Source organism: Chitinophaga sp. 10T418 (genome assembly GCF_056394125.1).
Genome location: NZ_JBFTHG010000002.1, coordinates 285,087 through 307,793 on the forward strand (window position 1 = coordinate 285,087; position 22,707 = coordinate 307,793).

General features: G+C 45.6%; 11 protein-coding genes. 7 read left to right on the top strand and 4 right to left on the bottom strand.

Annotation, left to right across the window (positions count from 1 at the left end; translation table 11 throughout):
* Positions 1 to 28: 28 nt before the first annotated feature.
* The 7 genes from AC1DCV_RS05490 (at position 29) to AC1DCV_RS05520 (ending at position 14,802) form a co-directional block, all read left to right on the top strand.
* Positions 29 to 1,225, top strand: a complete 1,197-nt coding sequence (locus AC1DCV_RS05490) for a FecR family protein (protein WP_477022230.1) — start codon at positions 29 to 31, stop codon at positions 1,223 to 1,225.
* A 261-nt stretch (positions 1,226 to 1,486) separates the two neighbouring features.
* A complete protein-coding gene (locus AC1DCV_RS05495; RefSeq protein ID WP_477022231.1) occupies positions 1,487 to 4,813 on the top strand; it encodes a TonB-dependent receptor in 3,327 nt (1,108 codons plus the stop codon).
* Between the two features lie 18 nt (positions 4,814 to 4,831).
* Entirely contained in the window at positions 4,832 to 6,409 is a 1,578-nt protein-coding gene (locus tag AC1DCV_RS05500; RefSeq protein WP_477022232.1) for a RagB/SusD family nutrient uptake outer membrane protein, read from the top strand.
* 77 nt (positions 6,410 to 6,486) lie between these two features.
* The gene (locus AC1DCV_RS05505) at positions 6,487 to 9,414 is read left to right on the top strand and encodes a glycoside hydrolase family 2 protein (RefSeq protein WP_477022233.1); all 2,928 of its coding nucleotides are present in this window, start codon (positions 6,487 to 6,489) and stop codon (positions 9,412 to 9,414) included.
* Between the two features lie 313 nt (positions 9,415 to 9,727).
* Complete coding sequence (locus AC1DCV_RS05510; RefSeq protein WP_477022234.1) at positions 9,728 to 10,147, top strand: c-type cytochrome; 420 nt, start codon at positions 9,728 to 9,730, stop codon at positions 10,145 to 10,147.
* A 12-nt stretch (positions 10,148 to 10,159) separates the two neighbouring features.
* Positions 10,160 to 12,418, top strand: coding sequence for a DUF7133 domain-containing protein (locus AC1DCV_RS05515; protein ID WP_477022235.1), 2,259 nt, complete (start codon positions 10,160 to 10,162; stop codon positions 12,416 to 12,418).
* A 293-nt stretch (positions 12,419 to 12,711) separates the two neighbouring features.
* Entirely contained in the window at positions 12,712 to 14,802 is a 2,091-nt protein-coding gene (locus tag AC1DCV_RS05520) for a family 20 glycosylhydrolase (RefSeq protein ID WP_477022236.1), read from the top strand.
* Positions 14,803 to 14,892: 90 nt separating this feature from the next.
* Here the strand turns inward: AC1DCV_RS05520 and AC1DCV_RS05525 are convergent, their stop codons facing one another.
* The 4 genes from AC1DCV_RS05525 to AC1DCV_RS05540 form a co-directional block, all read right to left on the bottom strand.
* Positions 14,893 to 15,234, bottom strand: coding sequence for a hypothetical protein (locus AC1DCV_RS05525; protein ID WP_477022237.1), 342 nt, complete (start codon positions 15,232 to 15,234; stop codon positions 14,893 to 14,895).
* A gap of 29 nt (positions 15,235 to 15,263) precedes the next feature.
* Positions 15,264 to 17,501, bottom strand: a complete 2,238-nt coding sequence (locus AC1DCV_RS05530) for a glycoside hydrolase family 95 protein (protein WP_477022238.1) — start codon at positions 17,499 to 17,501, stop codon at positions 15,264 to 15,266.
* Complete coding sequence (locus tag AC1DCV_RS05535; protein WP_477022239.1) at positions 17,501 to 19,240, bottom strand: glycoside hydrolase family 36 protein; 1,740 nt, start codon at positions 19,238 to 19,240, stop codon at positions 17,501 to 17,503. Before AC1DCV_RS05535 ends, AC1DCV_RS05530 begins: the two co-directional genes overlap by 1 nt.
* A gap of 284 nt (positions 19,241 to 19,524) precedes the next feature.
* Positions 19,525 to 22,611: a glycoside hydrolase domain-containing protein gene (locus AC1DCV_RS05540; RefSeq protein WP_477022240.1), complete on the bottom strand. Its 3,087-nt coding sequence runs from the start codon at positions 22,609 to 22,611 to the stop codon at positions 19,525 to 19,527.
* Positions 22,612 to 22,707: the final 96 nt, after the last annotated feature.

Consider the following 22,707-nt stretch of genomic DNA (forward strand, 5'->3'; position numbering starts at 1 on the left):
AAATTCAAAAGACTCTAAATTTCACTTGTTGTCCACGCCAGAAAGACTTAAATATCTATTAGAACAGGTACAGCAACTGCGAGCCACGCAGGCAGAGTACAAAGAACTGTTACAGTTCATCCATGATGATGAGTCTGGCGAAGTGGTGCGGCAGCTTGACGCATTTCACGCCACCGGGCCATCAGCGGCCGCCACGGATGCGGAATATGACCGTCCCTACTGGCAATCAATCGTAAAAGAAATACTGGATTCAGATAAATTCGTGCTGCAGGAGCCGGCTAAAAAGCGGGTGCATTTCCTGCAACGCTACTGGTGGGCTGCCGCCTGTGGCCTGTTTATCATATCCGGTACTTATTATTATCGTTTATCAACTGCCACACATCCGACAGCAATAGTAAGCGCTCCACCTGTAAGGGACGTTGCACCTGGCGGTAACCGGGCTATGCTCACCCTGTCTGACGGTTCCCAGATACCACTCGACAGCGCCGGCAACGGCGTGTTGGCCCAACAGGGGAATACCCGTATCACCAAACTGAGTAACGGTCAACTGGCTTATAATGAATCAGGAGTTGCTGCGGATAAGGTATTATATAATACCATGAGCACCCCACTGGGCGGGCAATACAAACTTATTTTACCGGATGGCACGTCCGTATGGCTAAATGCAGGTTCTTCCATCTACTACCCTACTGCATTTACCGGACACGAAAGAAGGGTAACCATTACCGGGGAAGCCTACTTTGAAGTAGCCAAAAATGAAACAATGCCCTTCGTGGTGAAGGCTAACAATACAACGATAGAAGTGCTGGGCACACATTTTAATATTAATGCGTATAAAGACGAAGCCAGTACCAATACCACCTTACAGGAAGGAGCTGTAAAGATCATCGCGCAGCAGCAACAACAAACGCTTAAACCAGGACAGCAGGCGAGGGTAAACGCTAGTGGCCAGGCCATACAGATAGTGGATCATGTAGATCTGTCGCAGGTGCTGGCGTGGAAAGAAGGCTTCTTCAATTTCAATGATGCAGACCTTCCTACTGTTATGCGCCAGCTTTCGCGCTGGTACAATGTGGAAGTAAAATATGAAGGAGATATCCCTCAACGGGTATTCAGCGGAGAAATAGGCAGAAACCTCACCCTGTCGCAGGTATTAAAAGGATTATCTAAAACAAGGATCAGATATAGAATTGAAAATGGCAACCGGATTGTTATCCAGCCATAGTTATGAACAATGAAACATTTAGAACAATGAACCACCTGAAACTGTCAGAAGTGGCTTTCCACGCATATTGAATAAAAAACCGGGGATTAAGATTGGCGTCCTACCCCGGTTATAGTTCAATTTCATCAACAAACAAGTCGGTAAACTTTATTTATTAATTCAACCAAACATTGCAAAAGTATGCAACTTAAGGCTATTTGTAATTCCGGTACCCGCAAATATTGGAAGTTTGCGGAGCTCTCAACCAAAATTTTGTTAGTGATGAGACTAACTTCTATCATGCTACTCGTGGCCACCTTACAGGTAAGTGCCAGCAGCAGCGCACAAACGGTCACCTACTCCGCCAAAGCGGTGAGTCTTCAGAAAGTACTCAATGCTATAAAAGAGCAAACAGGGTATGTTTTCTTCTATGATAAAGAGGACCTGAAAAACAGTAAGCCTGTTTCGGTTGACCTCAAAAATGCGTCGCCGCAGGCGGCCATGGAAATGGTGCTGGTACAGCAACCGCTGAGTTTTGAAATCCAGGGCAACACCATCTTCATTACCAAAAATGAAAAACCGGCAGCTCCCCAGCCAGTGGCGCCGCCACCTGCCATCATTACAGGGAAAATTACGGACGATACCGGAGCCCCCATTCCCGGCGCTTCTGTGGTGGTTAAAGGCACCCAGAAAGGAGCCGTTTCCAGCCCGGACGGTACTTTCCAACTGAAAGACGTACCTGAAAATGCCGTATTGGTGATCAGCAGCCTGGGATATGTTACCCAGGAAATTCCTATTGCCGGCAAAAAACAATTCAATATTTCGCTTGTTCCGGATGTAAGCGCATTAAAACAATTTATAGTAGTAGGTTATGGCATCCAGAAGAAAGCCAATCTGACTGGTGCTGTTACCTCCATCACCTCCGAGCAACTCACCAACAGGCCGGTAACCAATCTGAGTAATGCCCTGCAGGGGACCATGCCAGGTGTAACTGTTACGGCTGCCAACAGCGGACAACCAGGCAGTGATGCCGCAAGGATCCGCATCAGAGGTATCGGTACCATGAATAACTCCGATCCGATTATTGTAATCGATGGAGTCATCACCAACCTGAACAACCTGAATAATATCAATCCTGATGATATTGCTACGATGTCAGTGCTGAAAGATGCTGCGTCCTCCTCTATCTATGGCTCCCGTGCCGCCAATGGTGTGGTGCTCATCACTACCAAACAAGGTTCAAAAGGAAAACCGCAGGTGAGTTATAATGCATATGTAGGCAAACAAAAAGCTACCGGCTTACCAGATTTCTTACCTTCCTGGCAGGCAGCTACCCTGTATAACAAAGCCCTCGTGAATGAAGGAAAACCTGTACGCTGGACAGATCAGGAAATTCAGAAATTCAAAGATGGTTCTGATCCTTACAAATATCCGAATACCGACTGGCTCGGCCTGTTCTATAAAGGCAGTGGCTTGCAGCAAAACCACTACCTGGGCGTATCCGGCGGCAGCGAGAAAACACAGTACGCTTTCTCCCTCGGTTTGTTTGACGAGAATGGTATCGTGAAAGAAACAAATGCCAAACGTTATACCAGCAGACTGAATATCACCTCTGAAGTTACTGACAGGGTAAAGGTAAATGCCAATATTGCTTTTACCAACAGCAACCAAATAGAACCGAGTAATCCTTATACCGGTGATTTTACACAGATTGTAAGACAGATCAACCGCATTTCTCCCACCATCCCATACAAATACGCCAATGGCTATTTTGGATACATTGCAGATGGTAGTCCTATGGCATGGCTGGAAGGAAACAGTCAAAACAAATACAATAACTACGACCTGATTGGGAATGTAGGCGCAGATTGGGAAATCATCAACGGTCTTCATTTCAAGCCATCACTTTCCTACGTGATGAAAATAAAACACAATAAGAAATTTATTGCCGACCAACAGTACTACGATGCTAACGGGAAACCTACCTTTTACCAGGGTCCCAACTCTGTAACAGATGAAAACTCCTTTGGTAACACTGTTACTCAGCAGGCATTACTTGATTATACCAAATCCATTCAGAAACACAATTTCAAGATACTGGGTGGCTTCTCACAGGAACTGACCAAATACTCTTTTGATGATGGTTACCGCAAAGGCTTCCTCAACAACCTGCTCACCGATGTAAACCTGGCCTCTACGGATGGACAGAAGGCCAGCGGATATTCTTATGAATTAGCACTCCGCTCTTATTTCGGTAGGTTAAATTATGATTACGACGGTAAATACTTATTTGAAGCCAATCTCCGTTACGATGGTTCTTCCCGTTTCGCCGCTAACCACAGATGGGGAGCATATCCTTCCTTTTCCGCCGGTTGGAATATAGACCGGGAAAATTTCTTTGAGTCTTTAAAGAAGTATGTGTCTTACCTCAAACTAAGAGGTTCCTGGGGTCAACTGGGTAACCAAATCGTGGTGGGGCTGGATGATGCCAACAACCCCGGCTTTCCCTATTATCCTTATTTGTTGCAGGTGAATGGTGGCCAGAACTATACATTTGGCGGTACCGGTGCTACTATCGCCCCAGGTATAGCGCCTATTAATGGTGCTAACGCGGATCTCTTATGGGAATCCACCACTGAAACCAGTGTGGGTCTGGACGCGGGTTTCTTAGACGGAAAATTAAATTTTACAGCCGATTATTTCCGTAAGGTTACCAATGCTATCCTTCTGCCAGTAGAGGTGGGCGCACCATATGGACTGAAGCCTTCTGTACAGAATGCAGGCGCTATGCTAAACAAGGGTTGGGAATTCTCCCTCAGCTATAATGATACTAAAGGGGACTTTAAATACAACGCAGCTATTAACGCCGCTTTCATCAACAATGAAATAACAGACCGCCATAACGCCGGCGCCAAAATTGATGGCTATACGTACCAACAGGTAGGCCATCCTCTGTATTCGTTATATGGATATGAAGCGGATGGTATTTTCCAATCAGCAGATGAGGTGAAAAAATCTCCTTACCAGACCAACAAAACATCCGCGRGTGATATCCGGTACAAGGATAAGGATGGTAATGATACCATTAACACGGCCGATAAAGTATATCTCGGTAATTATTTCCCAAAAGTAACTTTTGGTATTAACCTGGGCGGCGCCTGGAAAAACTTTGACATCGCCATTTTCCTGCAGGGAGCTACTGGCGTAAAAAACTATATCGATGCGGGTAAACTGGGCAGTGTAAGTTCTTCTGCGGGTAAACCTACTTCTGCACTGCTGGATACCTGGGCGCCAGATAATACCAGTGCAGCTCTCCCGCGCATCTGGTATAACAATAAAGAAAATGACCCCAGTGGTACGCCTTCCTCTTTCTGGGTAAAAGACGGCTCTTATCTGCGCCTCAAAAATCTGCAGATAGGATACACCTTGCCGGGTCGCATTGTGAAGAAAGCCGGACTTAGTAAAGTACGTTTTTACTACAGTGGACAAAATATCCTCACGTTTGATCACCTGTACAAATGGGTAGATCCGGAAGCGTCCATTTCAAGCAGTATTTATTACTACCCACAGGTAAAAGTGCACACGTTTGGTGTAAATGTTAGTTTTTAACGAAAAGTACTTAACATCATGAAAAGAAACATTCTATATATAATACTCGCTACAGGCTTACTGCAGTCCGCCTGTCAAAAAGATTTTCTGGATAGAAAACCACCGTTTGCTTACGGCAACTCCTCTTTATGGACGTCCCAGTCAGATGCACTGGCTGCCCTGAATGGTTGCTATAAAGATTGGGAAGGCGATTATGCCTTACTCTATATGGATGCAGCAAGTGATAATATGTACAGCCAATACCCCTGGGAAGGCTATACAGATTATGGCAGTGGTGCTATTACACCCGCCAATACCAATGCTTCCAGCCGCTGGAGTTATACTACCATCCAGAAATGCAACTGGTTCCTGGAAAATATAGATAACACACCCATGGACGGTACATTAAAGGAAAGGTATAAAAGTGAAGCCCGTTTCCTGAGAGCTTACCAATATTTTACCATGACCCAACTTTATGGGGACATACCTTTCGTTAAAAATACCGTTACTACGGACGTAGCCAATACCCTTTCGAGAACACCCGCTACCGAGATACGCAAGTTTGTAAAAGACGAGCTGGCTGCTATCGCTGCCGTATTACCGGTAAGCTACACGGGCAGCGAAGTAGGCCGTATTACACAAGGCGCCGCCCTCTCCCTGAAAGCCAGAATAGAATTGTACGATAAAAATTATGCAGACTGTATTGCAGATTGCAAAAAAGTAATGGGCTTAGGTTACGAACTGTTTGGCAACTACCAGGACCTTTTCCGTATTCAAAATGAAAATAACAAAGAGGTTATCCTGGATGTGCAATACAAGGAAAATGATTACGCCAATTCAGATATCGGTGTCATGCCATCGTCTTCCTTTGGTGGCTGGGGCTCACTCGATCCTACCCAGGCACTGGTAGATGCCTACGAAACCAAAACAGGTAAAACCATCGACGATCCTACCTCCGGCTACAATGAAAATGATCCATACAACAACAGGGATCCACGCTTAACGGCCACCATCGTTTGTCCCGGTCAATTGTATGAAGGTGCTTACTATAACTCCATAGAAAGCAGCTCCGGCGATTACTATAACGGCGATAACAATTCCAAAACAGGTTACATTCCCAAAAAATTCACATCTCACCTGTCCGACTTCACCGATATGTGGAATACCGGGCTGAATATGATTGTGATACGTTATGCGGAAGTACTGCTCACCTATGCGGAAGCACAAATTGAGTCTGGTGTAATCGACAATTCCGTATATGATGCACTGGATGCCATCAGAACCCGCGCCGGCATGCCGGTGGTAAACAGGACCCTGTACAATACCCAGGACAAAATGCGTACGCTGGTAAGACGTGAACGCAGAGTGGAACTGGCATTGGAAGGACTGCGCTGGTACGATGTACAACGCTGGAAAATAGGCAGCGCCGTTAGATCAGGCACCGTATATGGCACAAAATTAGGTACCGTAGATCCTGCCAATGGCAAACTTACACTTAGCGGAGAACACGTTAAAGTCGAGCAACGCACCTTCCTGGATAACAGGGATTACCTGTGGCCTGTACCACAAAAGGAAAGAGATATCAACAAGAACCTGACACAAAATGCCGGTTACTAATTAATACTACTTTAACTCTTGAAAAATCCCGCGAATTGAAAAATGAGCGGGATTTTTTATCTTAAAAAAGTGTCCACATGCCATTATTAAAATGCCGCTCCTATCTTTTCCTCCAGTTGATATATTGGCTACTCCCCTTCAGTTTATATGCCCAACAAACAAGAACGGTTTTAAACTTCAATACCAACTGGGCCTTCCAAAGAGGCGATGTAAACGGTGGAGAAAGAATAATATTCAACGACAAGAGCTGGGCCGGCATCAGTATTCCGCACGTAATGCGCATCGAAAAAAAACATAACGGCGGTAATACCGTTTACCAGGGTATTGGCTGGTACAGAAGATATTTCAGGCTCCCTTCCTCCTACCGTGATAAACGAATCACCATTTGTTTTGATGGCGTGCAAACAACAGCAGCAGTATATCTCAACGGTAAAAAAATAGCTACGCATACCGGCGGGTACATGGGCTTTGTCATTGACATCAGCGGGCTGGTGTCTTTTGATAAAGACAATCTACTGGCGGTAAAGGTCACCAATACCGACAACCCACAGATACCACCGGGAAAACCACAGTCGAAATTAGATTTCAATTATTTTGGTGGCATCTATAGAAATGTTTCCCTGATCGTTACTGAAAAAATATTTATCTCTCATCCACTGGAAGCCAACAAAATAGCCGGTGGTGGCGTATTTATCACCTACCCCACCGCTAACAAAAACACTGCTTCCGTTAATATAAAAACCAATATTGTTAATGCGACCCCCAACCCGGTAAATACAGTGCTTAGCACCACCCTGGTGGACAGTAGTGGAATGGCCGTAGCAACCGCCCGCAGCAGTCAGCATATTTCCGGGCAGACGGATACGGATATACAACAATCCCTGACAGTAGATCATCCTCAATTATGGCATCCGGATCATCCTTATTTGTATCACCTGGTATCTGTTGTTTATAAAGACAATGTACCTGTTGACAGCCTGGTCACCTATACGGGTATACGAAACATTTCTTTTGGTACTGACGGATGCTATATCAATGGGGAAAAATTATATCTGCGTGGCGCCAACAGGCATCAGGCGTATGAATACATAGGTGATGCAGCCGCAGATAACATGCAGTATCTTGATGCCCTGCAACTGAAAAAAGGAGGATTCAATGCGGTGCGCGCCGCCCACTATCCGCAGTCACCTGCCTTCCTGGATGCCTGCGACAAAACAGGTTTGCTGGTCATTGAATGCCAGCCCGGGTGGCAATTCTTCTCTAAAGATTCTTTATTCACCGCCAACACCTTCCGGGATATCAGGGAGATGATCCGCCGAGACCGCAACCATCCTTCCGTTTTTCTCTGGGAAACTTCCCTCAACGAATCGCCTACCCCTGAAACATGGATGCAACAAGCGGTAAAGACGGCACAGGAAGAAATGCCCGGCAACCAGCTCTTTGTAGCAGATGATTACAATTCGCGCAGCAAAAGTCATTACAATGTTTCCTATAAAGTGGTAAATGAAGATGGTACCGACCCTATGCCCTCCCGCCCCTTCCTTACCCGCGAATGGGGCGATAGCTGGATGGCAGACGCCGAAAAAGAAAACAGCCTGCGTGCCAGCAGAATGTACACGGAGAAAGGATTGATCAATCAATGTATTTTAAGACAAAACGCATTGAATGGAGAAACATCAGAAGCGCTTGGCGGCTATTGGGACCATGGCGGACTGGATGCCAATCCGAGAATAGGCGGATACTTTGTATGGAGTTATAACGACTACACCCGCGGGGCTGATCCGGTTACAGCATTTAGCGGCGTAACGGATCTTGACCGATATGAAAAGTTCAGTTATTACCAGCTCAAAGCTATGCAGGATGCCCGCAATCCCACTTACGGACCTATGGTATACATTGGCAGCTATAATAACCAACCCGCCTTGGATAGCGCCATTATGGTGTTCTCCAATTGCGATGCTGTACAACTTTATAGAAATAACCAGCTATGCGGCGAAATAACAAGGGCCCAAAACGCCACCACCGCTCCTTTTGTAGCGGCAAAAGGTGGCAGCCCGTACTTTGTTTTCCATACCGGCAAATATGAAACGGGAACGTTAAAAGCCGTGGGCATCATCAACGGAAAAGCTGTTTGCACACATGTGGTAAAAACGCCTGGTGTTCCTCACCACCTGGAAATTGAGATCCCGGAGCACCATACTTCATTCCTTGCCGATGGCTCCTCTATGACACCTTTTTACGTGAAAGTATGCGACCGGAACGGCACCCTCGTTTCCAACAAAATACCCGGGCAATCTTTTCTCATCCGGATGAATGTATCGGGCGAAGCCACACTGACAGGCGGCAACATCCCTGCAGCAGGTATTGCGCTGCAACAAACGGAAGGAGGTATTGCCTACGGTATTATCCGCCATTCAACAACGCCAGGCAATATCAGGATCAGTGTAAACAGCCCGGGATTAACCCCGGCTAACCGGCTCATTAAAACAATAGCTTCTTCCGGTATATATGTAATTGACGGCACCCATCCCCAATGGATAAACGAAAACAAAACAACTCCGGCGGCCTACTATACAGACAGCGCCGCATCCGGCCAAAAACTGCCGGAAATTAAACTGGTGGATAAATCCATTGCTGTTCAACCCGGCCACAACCAGGAAAACATCCAAACCATGATAGATGGTAATACCGCCACAGGCTGGGCGGCCAGCGCGGGAAATCTCCCCGTCAACATTACCATCGACCTCAAAAAAACAGCTACCCTCAGCGGTAGCCGTATTGTATGGGGAAAGGATAGCGACTGGTATACCTATAGTATCGCGGTATCTGTTGATGGCAACGACTGGGTGGAGGTGAAAAAACCAGAGCGGGTATCCGGACAGGATTATAAGGTGGCATTGTTTCAGGCGCCGGCAGCAAGATATGTACGCTACGTGATTACCGGTATCCAACCGGAAACCAGTAAAGTAGCTGTGAAGGAAATCCAGCTATACGGCGGAATGTAAAGGCTGCAGCACTACCTACTGGCTAATGCTCCCTAAGATAAGAAGCCGGACATAATAAACAAAGAAGGCCACGACTCTCCCGTGGCCTTCCTTGTTTATTAACAGTACCATGAAGCGCTGAAAAATGAATCCTCTTAACATCAGCAAATAAAGCATCAGCTATAGTCAGTTTTCTGGTTGAATACTATGCACACGTAGAAGATATTTACATCCGGATAAATATACATGAAGAAATACCCGGGTATACTCTAATAGATGCCAGGAATTTTACTTCTCCATCACGGGAACGCACCTTATAATTACTTATTAGAATATGAAACAATTAGTTCTTCCTGTTTTACTGATCTCCATCATCGGTAACTTGCATGTAAATGCGCAAACTAAATCATCCGGTGCAAAAACAGCGCCTGTAAAGAAAGCGCCCATCACAAAATCAAAGCAGCAGACAGCCCCGGTTATCAGGCAACAGGATATTGACGAGGGCAAACAATTGCTGAGCAAATCTGATTGTCTTGCCTGTCACAAAACAGATACAAAGCTTGTGGGACCTGCCTATTCAGATGTAGCGAAAAAATATCCATATACAGATGCCAACCTCGAACTGTTGTCTTCTAAAATTATCAAGGGTGGTTCAGGCAACTGGGGAGGTGTTCCGATGACTCCTCATCCGGCACTCCAGCATGAAGATGTAAAAAAAATGGTGACCTATATACTCTCTTTAAAAGCCAAATAAAGTTCAGCTACCATGAAAAAGAAAATATGGGTGATAGCTGCGCTATCTGGTTTCAGTCTTTTTATTTATCAATGCAAGGTGGCTGAAAAAAGTACCCGTATTAAACGGGATGCAGCCGGGAATATCCTGGTGAACCCATCTCCCTCTCCTGCTTATAAATCACCTAAAGAAAGCCTGCAATCCATACAGGTTCCCACCGGTTATCACCTACAATTGGTAGCCAGTGAGCCTATGATCAAGGAGCCGGTAGCTATTGTATGGGACGGTAACGGTCGTATGTATGTAGCGGAAATGCGGACCTACATGCAGGACATCAATGGCACCGGCCAGCAGCAGCCTATCTGTCGTATTTCCATGCTGGAAGATACCAACGGAGACGGGACGATGGATAAAAGCAGTATTTTCATCGACAGTCTTGTGTTACCCCGTATGATGCTTTGCATTGGCCACAAGCTGTTGGTAAATGAAACTTTTACCTACAACATCTGGAGTTATACGGATACAAACGGAGATGGTATAGCAGACAGCAAAGAACTGGTTTACAAAAATAACAGACCGGATACCCGTAACCTGGAACACCAGAAAAGCGGATTGGTATGGAACCTGGATAACTGGATATATGTGAGCTGTGACCCGGTAAGATACCGTTATACTAAAGGCAAGCTGGTTCCGGATACCCTGACAAATTCACCGGGCGGGCAATGGGGACTTGGTAACGATGACTATGGACGTCTGTTCTTTTCAGCTGCAGGCGCGGAGATCCCGGCGCTGGGATTTCAGATTAATCCGGCATATGGCTCCCTGAATTTCCAGGATCAATACAATGAAGACTTTCTCGCAGTATGGCCTATCATTGCCACCCCGGATGTGCAGGGTGGATTAAAACGTCTGCGTGCAGATACCACCCTTAATCACTTCACCGCTGCCTGTGGACAATCCGTTTACAGAGGAGACGCATTACCGGCCGACCTGAAGGGAGATCTTTTAATCTGCGAACCAGTTGGCCGCTTAATCAGGCGTGCAAAAATAACAGATGAAGGTGGTAAAACGATCCTGAAAAATGCCTATGAAGGTCACCAGGAATTTATCACTTCCTATGACATGAACTTCCGGCCTGTAAATACAGCTACCGGTCCTGATGGTTGCCTCTATATCGTAGACATGTACCATGGAATTATCCAGGAAGCTACCTGGACAGCGGAAGGCAGTTTCCTACGCCCCCGCATTCTGCAAAAAGGACTGGAGAAAAATATCGGACGCGGTCGCATCTACCGGCTGGTACATGATAATTACAAGGTCGATGAAAAGCCACAGTTACTTGACGCGCCGGCTAATAAACTGATTGCCTGTCTCGACCATCCCAACGGCTGGTGGAGGGAAAATGCACAAAAAGAAATCATCGCCAATGGTGATCTCTCCGTTGTCCCTGAACTTAAAACCATTGCCATCGGAAAGCACGCTAGCGTTGGAAAAAACACCGGTGCCCTGGCGCGTATTCATGCACTGTGGACCCTTGAAGGGCTAAATGCTATAGATAAAGAAACTTTGTTCTCGGCGATGAAAGATAGCGCCGCGGAGGTAAGAAAAGCGGCTGTATGGATCAGCGAATCTTTTTTAAAGAAAGATGATGAAGAAGTACGCAATCATATAGCAGCCCTGCAAAATGATCCTTCCGCTGCCGTACAGGTGCAGCTGGTACTCTCACTGGCCAGCACTAAATCTCCCGGAGCCATGACCATACAAAAGGCCATGATAAATGCCTCTGCTTATCCGAACATGTTAATCAGTGCAGCCCACAGCGCAGAAGTAAATGCCAATACCAAACTATTTGGCAGTCGTCTTGCAAATATGCCGGCAGCACATCGTAACCTGATCCTCAATGGTGCCAATATCTATAAACAACTCTGCTCTACCTGCCACGGGCCGGACGGTAAAGGCATCATCGTTGGTGGCGGCAGCGCAGCCGCACCACCATTTGTAGGTTCCAATCGTGTCAACGGCGACAAAGCGCTGATGACTAAAATATTGCTCAATGGCTTATCAGGTCCTATTGATGGCAAATCATTTACCGATGTAATGGCTCCATTCGGCGCTTCCAATACCGATGAATGGGTAGCTTCCATTTTAAGTTATGTACGCTACAACTTCGGAAAATACGACAAGGGTAAATCGCCGATAGTAGAAGTAGATGATGTCCGGAAAATCCGGTCAGAAGTAACCGGCAGAGATCAGCTATGGACACTTGATGAGCTGGAAAAGGTAACCAGGTAGTCATGCCTGATCAACCATTTTTTTCATTATCCCTACCTGCAATAATTTGCAGTCAGGTTATTCAAATAAGGCCCGCCAGGCTGGCACCGGTATTATTTCCCCGGCAGGCTATGGCGGGCCATTTCTTTGTCAGGCACAGCCACCTGCAGGGATATTTCAACAACCTGATTGTTTTTTTGGAGTGGAGGTGAATTTCTCGCTGACTTTTATGTTCTTTGTATATTTAAGTGAACAGTGATTTACACCACCCAACAAAAATTCCCAACGAAGCATCATCAGTATCAAAAGAACATATGAAAAAATACTTCCTCATTGCCGCCTGTATTTGCAGGACGTTTATACTCAGTGCTCAGTCAGGAGCAGCCAACCCGGTGCCCTTTGTGATTCCCAACCTGCAGGAATGGAAAGGCGGTTATGGACAGTTCACGCTTCAATCATCAACGGCTATTGTAATTGAAGAAACCTCCGCCAGTCAGTTGCTTGCTACTGCAAAAATTCTTCAAAAAGATCTGCAACTGCTCACCAGCAATGCTCCATTCCCGATAAAGACAGGTGTTCCTGCCACAGGAGATATTTTCCTCAGTCTGCATGCTACCGATACAGCACTTGGCCAGGAAGGATATTTGCTGACAGCAAACCCCACATCTCTCCATATTTCTGCCTTGCATACGCGCGGGTTGTTCTGGGGTACCCGGACACTTTTACAGGTGTTGGAACAGGACAAACAGCACCTTCATTTCCCCTCCGGCACCACCAAAGATTATCCCCGCTATTCAATCCGCGGATTTGTGCTGGATGATGGCCGGAAGTTTTTCAGCCTTGATTTCCTGCGCCAATATGTGAAGCTGATGGCTTACTATAAAATGAATGATTTTCATATACACCTTAATGACAACGGCTTTTATAAACACTTCGGGAAGAACTGGGATAGCACCTATGCAGCCTTCCGCCTGCAAAGTGATRCTTATCCCAACCTGACCGCAAAGGACGGATCCTATACCAAACAGGAGTTCAGAGAGCTGCAGGCACTGGCTACCTCCTATGGCGTGAACATAGTACCTGAAATTGATGTGCCGGCACATTCGCTCGCGTTCACTCATTTTCGTCCGGAAATAGGCAGCAAAAAATTTGGCATGGACCATCTGGACCTCGATAACCCGGTTACTTACCAGGTCATTGACAGTGTTTTCATGGAATACCTGGAAGGACCCGATCCTGTTTTCTCTGGTCCGGAAGTCCACATAGGCACCGATGAATATGATAAATCTTCCGCAGAACAGTTTCGTGTTTTTACGGATCACTACATACGACTGGTAGAACACTACGGCAAAAAAGCAAGACTATGGGGCGCCCTTACTCATGCCAAAGGCAACACGCCGGTAAAAGTGAAAGATGTTACCATGAACGTTTGGTACAATGGCTATGCTGATCCTGTGGAAATGAAAAAAGCAGGATATGATATCATCTCTACTCCGGATGGCTGGCTCTATATTGTTCCTGCTGCAGGCTATTATTATGACTATCTCAACCTGCCCATGCTTTACAAGAAATGGGAACCTGTCCAGGTGGGCGATGTACGCTTCAAGGATCAGGACCCACAGATCAAAGGAGGCTCTTTTGCCGTTTGGAATGATGTGGTAGGTAATGGCATTACGGAAAAAGATGTGCATGACAGGGTATTCCCCGCGATGCAGGTATTATCTCAGAAAATGTGGCGTGGCACGGATACTACACAGCAGTATGATGTTTTTGCCCAAAAAGCTTCCGCTATCGGAGAAGGTCCGGGCGCCAACATGCGAGGGAAAGTAGCTGGTGAAACTGACCTTGTATTATACTACGACTTACGCAAGGGTAACAACAAAGATCGTTCAGGCAATAAAAGGCATATCGTTAAAACCGTTCATTCCGGTAACAGAAAAGATGGCCTGCAACTGAATGGCGGCAAGAGCTTCGCTCAAACACCTGTGCAGGAAATCGGATATAATTATACAGTTGCATTTACCATTAAACCAGATATGAATAACGATCCGAACGCCACCCTGTTTAGCTCCCCGGGATCCACTGTTAAACTGAAGCAGCAACAAACCGGGAAACTGGGCTTTTCGAGAGAAGGATATGACTATGTATTTGATTACGTAGTGCCTGCAGGCAAATGGACAACGTTAGCCATCAGCGGCGACCATAAAGGTACACGTCTGTACGTAGATGGTAAACTGCTGCAAAGTCTGAATGCACAGCGGATCAGTTTTGCCGGCACAAAAGACTCCATGACAAAGGTACAAACCTTGTTTTTTCCCTTACAAAATATAGGAGATACTGTTCATGCTTTCAAAGGAAGCATCCGGGATCTGAAAGTGTGGAATGTTGCTGATAAGTTAAAATAAGCCTGATATTTATTTCAAACGATAGATCTCTTATAATAAAGGTGCCGGCAATAGTTTGCCGGCACCTTTATTATTTTCCCCATCTGTATACTATCCAAATATAGGATGGCCTTCCAGAAATATTCTGTGCAAAACACCAGAAAAAACGATCGATGAAAATAATATCGTTCCTGCTGTCAATATTAAATCGCTCATCAAATATTTTGAAAAAGATGTCCCTCCTTTACTACTTATTTCTCCATTTCTTACACCTTTTACGAGAAAAAAAGCCTTTAAAAAAAACAAGGCCGCGATTAATAAAAATACGGTTCCAACAGTAAGGTTAATCACCAGCACATTACTGCTTAAAACAATACTCCCAATAGTAAACAAGCCTATCAAAGACCATAGGAGTACATTCAACCAGGATGCTATTATGTATATTCTTATCATACTTAAAATTTTACCGGCAATTCATGGTTTTATCCTCTTTCGCTTACTATCAGTTTCCGCTCTCCATTTACACGAATCCATACTTTTTTTCCTTCTGTTGAGCTGATCTTATACTTCGTCACTTTTCCGTTTTCCCAGGTGCAATCTACCGTATATCCTCCACGAGCTTTCAGACCTTTAAAAGATCCATTACCAGCCCAGCCGGAAGGTATCCCTGGCAGCAAATGAATTTCACCGGCATGACTTTGCATTAACATTTCTGCCACGGCACCGCTGATGCCAAAGTTTCCATCCAGCTGAAAAGGCGGATGATTCGTAAAGAGATTAGGTAAGGTATTATAAGTAAGTAACCCACGCAGCATCGTACCTGCCTTTTCACCTTCACCCAGGCGTGCCCAGAGGGCACAGCGCCAGGGCCAGGTCCAGGAGCGGCKGCTGTCGCCAACAGTTGATTCCACCGTAAAAGTTGTGTTTACATTTTTCCCATAATTTCCACTACGGCTGCGTAAAGAAATAATAGCAGCTTTTGCCAGGTCAGGGTTACGTGTCATACTGATCTGACGACCGGGATACACTGCAAACAGGTGTGAAGTATGCCGGTGCTGATCATCCGGGTCGTCCCTGTCTTCCTGCCATTCCTGTAGCTGTCCCCATTTCCCGATTTTATTGGGTGCAAGATGTGCCTGCATATCTGCTACTTTGGCCTGATATGATGAATCGATACCCAGTGCTTTTGCAGCTTCCAGGTAATTTTGAAAAAGATCCCATACCAGCTGCTGATCATGCATTACCCCATCTTCCCTGGGGCCATGCTCCGGCGACCAACCATTAGGCACCATCAGCGTACCATTTGGCATTTTCTTAAGCTGATCTTCCCAAAAACCGCAAATCTCTTTTAAAACAGGATACGCCGTTGTACGTAAATATTCCTTGTCCATTGTAAAAGCCCAATGCTCAAACACATGCTGACCATACCAGGCACTGGCCGGAATATTCCATTCCCAGCCATTACCACCAAAAATACTTTGGCTGGTACGGGCGGTCCAGCCGCGTACATTCTTCCCGAAAGCTTTTTGAGTGGCGATACGGCATGGCTCCCGGAAAGCTTTAATGAAGTCAATCAATGGCAATTGACAATCAGATAAATTGGTGGATTCAGCTCCCCAGTAATTCATCTGGATATTGATGTTGTTATGATAATCACTTGCCCAGGCTGGCGTATTACTGTTGTTCCACAAACCCTGCAAATTGGCAGGCAATCCACCTGCGCGGGAACAGCTGGCCAACAGATAACGACCATACTGAAACATGGTTTCTTCCAGGTCGGGATCGGCACCACCAGCTGCATATTTTCCCAACCGGATATCTGTGGGCAATACAAGCAAATCATTGGTTGTTTTCCCTATATCAATAACGGCGGCGGCTGTAAGATGTGTGAGATCCTTCGTATGGCGGCTGATTAATTTTTGATAGCCGGATTTTTGAGCAGCAGCTATTTCCTGCTCAACCAGCGGCATCGGATCTGTTCCACGCCAACCGGAATAGTAGTCAGGTTTATAATTGGTACGTGCATCCAGGTAAACAATAATCGTATTGCATTTTTGAAATACCCATGTATTACCTTCCAGTGAAACACTACCACCTTCATTAGCGACATGAAGCCTGGCCCCATATTTCAGGTGGTTAGGCATTTCGCCCAGAAAACTCAATCCATTTGCATCCGCAGTGCTCACTGCCCCCTGTGCTGATTGCAGGGAAATTTTACCGGACAAAGCCCCCTTTTTACTGGCTGTGTACCTGAAAACAATTACCTGGTCTGGATGACTCGCAAAAGCTTCGCGCCGGAAACGGGTACCATCTATTTCAAATGATGTGGTATGAACTCCGGTCTGAATATTCAAAGAACGTTGATATGCAGTGGCAACATCCCCATGATTAAAATCTATTGCGAACTCCCCAAAATTACGATACGAACCAAAACCGTGATCCCCTGTCTGATAATCTCCGTCCCAATTGTTATCGCCACTCCAAAGACTCTGCTCATTAAACTGAATCCTATCGGTTTTAACGCCGCCATAAAGCATGGCGCCCATTCTCCCATTACCAATGGGTAAGGCTTCTGCTTCCCATTTCCCGGCAGGTTTGACATACCATAATTCATCATTATGTACGCCTTCTGCCCTGGCACTCACTACAACAATCATCATTAACAGTCCTGCTAAATACTTACAAACACGCACCTCCATACTACCAAATTGAGAATTCATTAATTTATGGTTTTTGCTTTTATTAACAACGCTGAATGTGGGGGTAAGTCTTTGACCTGGTATGTTCCATCATGAACACCAAGGTCGGTGCCCAACCAATAATTCTCCAATGACGATTTAGATTTTAATTTTATCTTCAGCGAAACCGGCTTACTGTCATCCCAGTTCAGAAAATAATAATATTGTTCCGCACCCATATCCATACAGCCTGTTTCAAATTTGTCATTTGTAAAACGGGCACTTTTACCTGCGGGAGGTAACTGTTTCCGGATAATATCAAATTGTTTTTCCGAGAGGCTGGCGTATTTATCACCCAGCAGCATCAAACCTCCAACAGCATGAACCACCGTTGCATGAAACAAAAATTCATTTGCCGTAAGCTCCGTCCCGGATTTACCATTTGGTCCCAATACTAAACAATCCGGATCGTTATACCATAATTTCCCGTTTTGCCAGGAACGCATCAGGTTTTCCCTGGCGGTTGATTGAAAAGAATTCCAGTCTCTTGATACATCATTACTCGTACGACAGGCGGTTATTAAACCCAACGAAGGCCATATAGGGTTATTACACCCGAGGATAACGGTATTGCTATCACAGGCTTCCAGGATGGCTTTCATACCGGCGCGATAAGCTTCGATCCGGGTTGCGTTGACATCATAATGAACCCCTTTGTGGATAGCACCCCAATAGTTGGCATCCAGCTTAAAATATTGTACGCCCCATTTTTCACGCATCGTTCTAACCACATACTTTAAATATTCCTGCGCATGTGGATTGGTCCCGTCCAACACGTACCAGGGGCCATTACGCCAGCCGCCAAATCCCACGGTAGCCGAATTAAGCGGCTGCCCTGTGCTGTCTTTTACAAACCAATCAGGATGTTCAGTGAATAACTTCGATTTTTTTTCCGCAATAAAAGGAGCCAACCATATAGCGGGCGTAAAACCGGCATTTCTAATTTCTGCCAGCGTACTTTCCAGTGAACCGTATCTCGGATTTTCATCCAGCCAGTCTCCCATATATGGCTGAAAGCCATCATCAATCTGAATATATTTCACAGCCGGTAATTTAGCCGCAAAACCCAGCATGTTTTCACGAATATCTTTTTGAGAAACGGAAGGGCCATAACAATACCAGGAACACCAGCCTGTAGGCACTTGTTTTCCGAAAATCGGTGGATGTTTTAAAGCAATCTGTTTGGTTAATTCATCATACAGCAAATTCTTATCGGTTCCGGCCAGTGCCATAAAATCTTCCAGTTCAACCCGCTGTCCGGGTGCTAATTTTAGGTGCTCTACATCTACGGAAACGATTATCTTATTTGCTGAAAAACTGATACGCCCCATGAAGCGCTGGCAGGACGAAAAAGCTAACATTAAACATTCACCACCAGGTAAGGTTAAATTAAACATACCATATGCAGTAGGCATATGATGAGGCCCTATTACTTTATAGTGTCCTTCATCTGTATAACCGCCTATGTTTTGAGGATGCCCTAAGCTCCCCCCGGTTTGTGACAACATCTGGAACCCTTCACCATAAATCTGACTACTGCTGTCCAGTACAGCCCCATCTATTTCAAATAACACGATATTGTTGACATAGATGGTTTGTGTACCATTGTTAACTACCGCCGAACGAACCATTTGGTGATCCCAACTCCTGGTTATCACCAAAGAGCTGTTATCAATACGGTTTTCAGCCGCGTCTTCGCAATATGCCCGCGACTTTCTCAAAAGAGCAACTATCTTTTTTGCGTCTCTGATTTTTTCAGCAGCAACAGATAAGGAAAGGGACATTATTGCACAGCAAAAAATAAGAACTAATCGTTTTTTCATTTTACATTTTTAGCAGTTGTCTGAAACATTGACAGACGGCTAAATTTACTACATTAGCTCCCTTTGTATGTGTACAATCTTATCCAACATCAATGCTTTATTTGCGTAAGATAAGCCTGTTATCTTACGCAGCATTCTCTATTGTCGCCCGAGACTAGCGTGCATTCGTTGTTTGAATAGCGTTACTGTTTTTTCGCAATGATGATAAAGCCTCCTTTACCGGCAGGAACATGGAGGTCATTGAGATTGGTATACACTTGTTTTTCCTGGAGACTGTTTACTGCCGGTGCATAAATAGAAACCGCTGTGGGTGTCATCTTCAGGGCATTCCAATCCGGCGATAATTGGATATGACGATCTTCCTTTGCCCAGCTGGCATAAACAATTAATAGTTTATCTTCTTTTTGGTAGATAGTAAGTTTAACATCATCCTGGTTGCATTTGACAGGAATATGAGGGTCCCAGTATCCGATCATCCTGGACTGCCGGATGCCAAATTCATCCCAGAGTTTCCACAGGGCTGAAGGGTCGCAACCAACCCAGCCAAGACGGGAAGTCATCCCATAAAGCATGCCCCTGTACGCATTTCCGCAACCATTAAGCATCTCACCATATAGTCCAAAGGGCAGACCAGCCATTTCTGTTAACCAATAATCCGGGCCCTCATCATAATTATATCCTTCCCCCAGCCAAAGACTGTTGATGCAGGGAAAAAGCTCCATGTATTGATTGGCGGGACTATTCATCCCATAGGAAGCACTAAAATTGTTGCCAGAGTGAAAGTCGATCAAACAGCTATCGGCAGACCTGTCGAGCACTTTCCGAACCCGCTTCATGATTTCCCGGTCGTAGCCCACGCCATCCAGGTAGATACCCCTCATCCCGGTATTTTTGGCCAACCAGCCCAGGCCTTCCAGGTAATAGTTATGAAGACGCGAAAGCCCTTGTGTGCGGATAGACATGTCGTATTCGCCTCCCTCCAAAGGTGTATGCCAGGCAGCATCGTAACTCGTTCTGAGATGTTCTGCCAGCCAGGGTCCTCCTTTAGCGTATAAGTTGCCACCAAGGCCATCGTCGGCGAACTGGTCGGCCAGCTGAGCGCCAAGACCGGGAGTAAAAATTTCATCACCAAGGCTCCGGAACGCCCAGAGCTCTGCAGCGTAATTACTCAGTTCTCTGACGGTATAATATATCTTGGTCCTTATTCCGAACTTTCTGTTTGTATTGATGTACCTCTTTAATGTATCCGTAGCGATGAATGGATAATTGATGTAGGGGTTCAGCAGGTTTCCCTGGTGGATATTCATTACTGTTGCACCTTTATTCATCGCCTCTTTTCTCCAGTTATCTATCGGTGGGTCGGCCTGAAAATAGCGTTCATCCCAGTGATTGTTGTCCAGCGGTTTAACGGGCGTAATGAGTAAGCCGAAATTGAGATGTATTGTCTGGCCTTTACGAAGCATTTTCTTTCCTGTGAAGGCTTTAAATAATACCCTGCCTTTGTCCTGCACTTCATCATGTAAGGTACATCCGCCAAGCCCCTCATTACTCCAATCTTTATAGGTCCCTGTCTGACTGAAATTGTATAAGGACCAGTCCGGGTTTTCATGCTTTAGCTTACATTGAAGTCCCGCGTTCACATCGCCAAGCCAAAGCTGATTGTTGGCCAGTTGTTTATCCCATTTCCAATCCCAATGTTCAGGGCGTTTTCCTCCCTTACGGCCCAGCCCCATCATATACGTGGCAGCCTGAGATGCGTAGGGGATTTGTAATTGAATATCATCCAGCGCAAGGTCCTCTCCTGCTGTTAGCGCTACCTGGTAGTCGATATGCCCATCGCATTCCATTTTTGCGGCGATTTCAAGAAGGGTTTGTCCATTATGCAGGTTGGTCTTCCAACTCACCGCTCCTTCCGTTTTCAACATAATGACAGGTTTTCCTCCCGTCCAGATCAGCTCTTTGTCATTATGGGAAGCCACCAACCGCATTGGGCCGCTGAGAATATCCCTGGCGGGTCCTCCTGTTCTGTCATTGGCGCCGGAGAAATTGCTGGTGATTTTGTCTGGTAAACCATAGCGGTCAAATCGAAGCTCCCGTCCCAAAATCCGAATGGTATTGCCTTGTAGCTGAACGGGGGTATACGGTTTATATAAGCTGTCGTCCAGCCCGATCTTCGAATCCAGCCAATTTAATCTCGCCATCCTGAACAATTCATTGTAGCCCCGGTCCATAAGCAGGGAATCCTGTACATCGAACCTGATCTTCAGCGTTCTCCTGTCAACGCCTTCTGCCAGCACTTCTATCTCTCCTTCATAAACTCCCGGCCTGGTAGCTGATGAAACATCTACGCCGATCCACATTGGTTGAATCTTACCCTTTTGTATATCTATCTGCTTGGTAAATGGCTTACCCAGCCAGTCTACCCCGGCCAGGTTGAAACAACGGATGGCCGATCGAGAAATCTTTTCTCCTCCATTACTCCGCAGATCAGTAAATACCAGGCGCACATTTCGCAATTCGCTGAATGGCGTATATATCCCCAACTGAAAGGCAAAGAATTCGTTTCGCAGTACGGTAGCGCTAAATGGTTCGCCTTCTTTCTGCTGTATCCAGCGTAATGGAATATCAGCATCCATCCGGATAGGATGCTTCCTGTCTTCCGGGAAAAGCAGGTAATCTTTCTTCCTGTTAACGAGCAGCAATTCTTCTACTTCTCTCGCAGTGGCGGCAGTTTCCATAGGATCGAAACTATCAAACTCAGTTACAGACTCAAAACGAAGTACCTGTGCCTGGGTCAATGCTTTGCCTTTAAACTTTGCGATCCATTGGGAATCTGCCGTTTCCTTTGCAGGCGGATAGACCGTATTTGGGAAGTACCAACTGCCTGTATTCCTGTAGGGTAAATAGTACAGATAATATTTTCCTTTTCCGGTAGATGGCTCGAAAATAAAGTCTGAAAATTCTTTATTGATGGCCAGGAAACTAAAATTGTGTATCAATTTCCCGCTGGAAGCATCTACCAGGATAACAGATTTATTCCGGGGATCATCCAGTCGTCGCCAGGGTATATGAACCTGTACAGCAGGAGCATCATCATTCACAGCTATGACAACCCGGTGATTACCAAATTCACGGCGATCCCATTGGCCGGTAGCATACACAATTGTTTGAGCAGCGATTTTTTCAATGCTTAACCCCAAAAGCATCCAGGTACCCAACACAACCGAAAATATCTGACTGTTAAGCTTCCATTTTATTAAACCTTTCATATAACTATTTACTAAAATCGAAATTTATCTAATCAATTCTGTAATCCGGTTCAAGGGTCAAAATTGTAGCTACATTCATCAAAATAGTGGAGCTTT

Coding starts and splice junctions, on each gene's coding strand:
- AC1DCV_RS05525 (WP_477022237.1), bottom strand. CDS start 15,234: ATGATAAGAATATACATAATAGCATCCTGGTTGAATGTACTCCTATGG.
- AC1DCV_RS05515 (WP_477022235.1), top strand. CDS start 10,160: ATGAAAAAGAAAATATGGGTGATAGCTGCGCTATCTGGTTTCAGTCTT.
- AC1DCV_RS05540 (WP_477022240.1), bottom strand. CDS start 22,611: ATGAAAGGTTTAATAAAATGGAAGCTTAACAGTCAGATATTTTCGGTT.
- AC1DCV_RS05505 (WP_477022233.1), top strand. CDS start 6,487: ATGCCATTATTAAAATGCCGCTCCTATCTTTTCCTCCAGTTGATATAT.
- AC1DCV_RS05510 (WP_477022234.1), top strand. CDS start 9,728: ATGAAACAATTAGTTCTTCCTGTTTTACTGATCTCCATCATCGGTAAC.
- AC1DCV_RS05500 (WP_477022232.1), top strand. CDS start 4,832: ATGAAAAGAAACATTCTATATATAATACTCGCTACAGGCTTACTGCAG.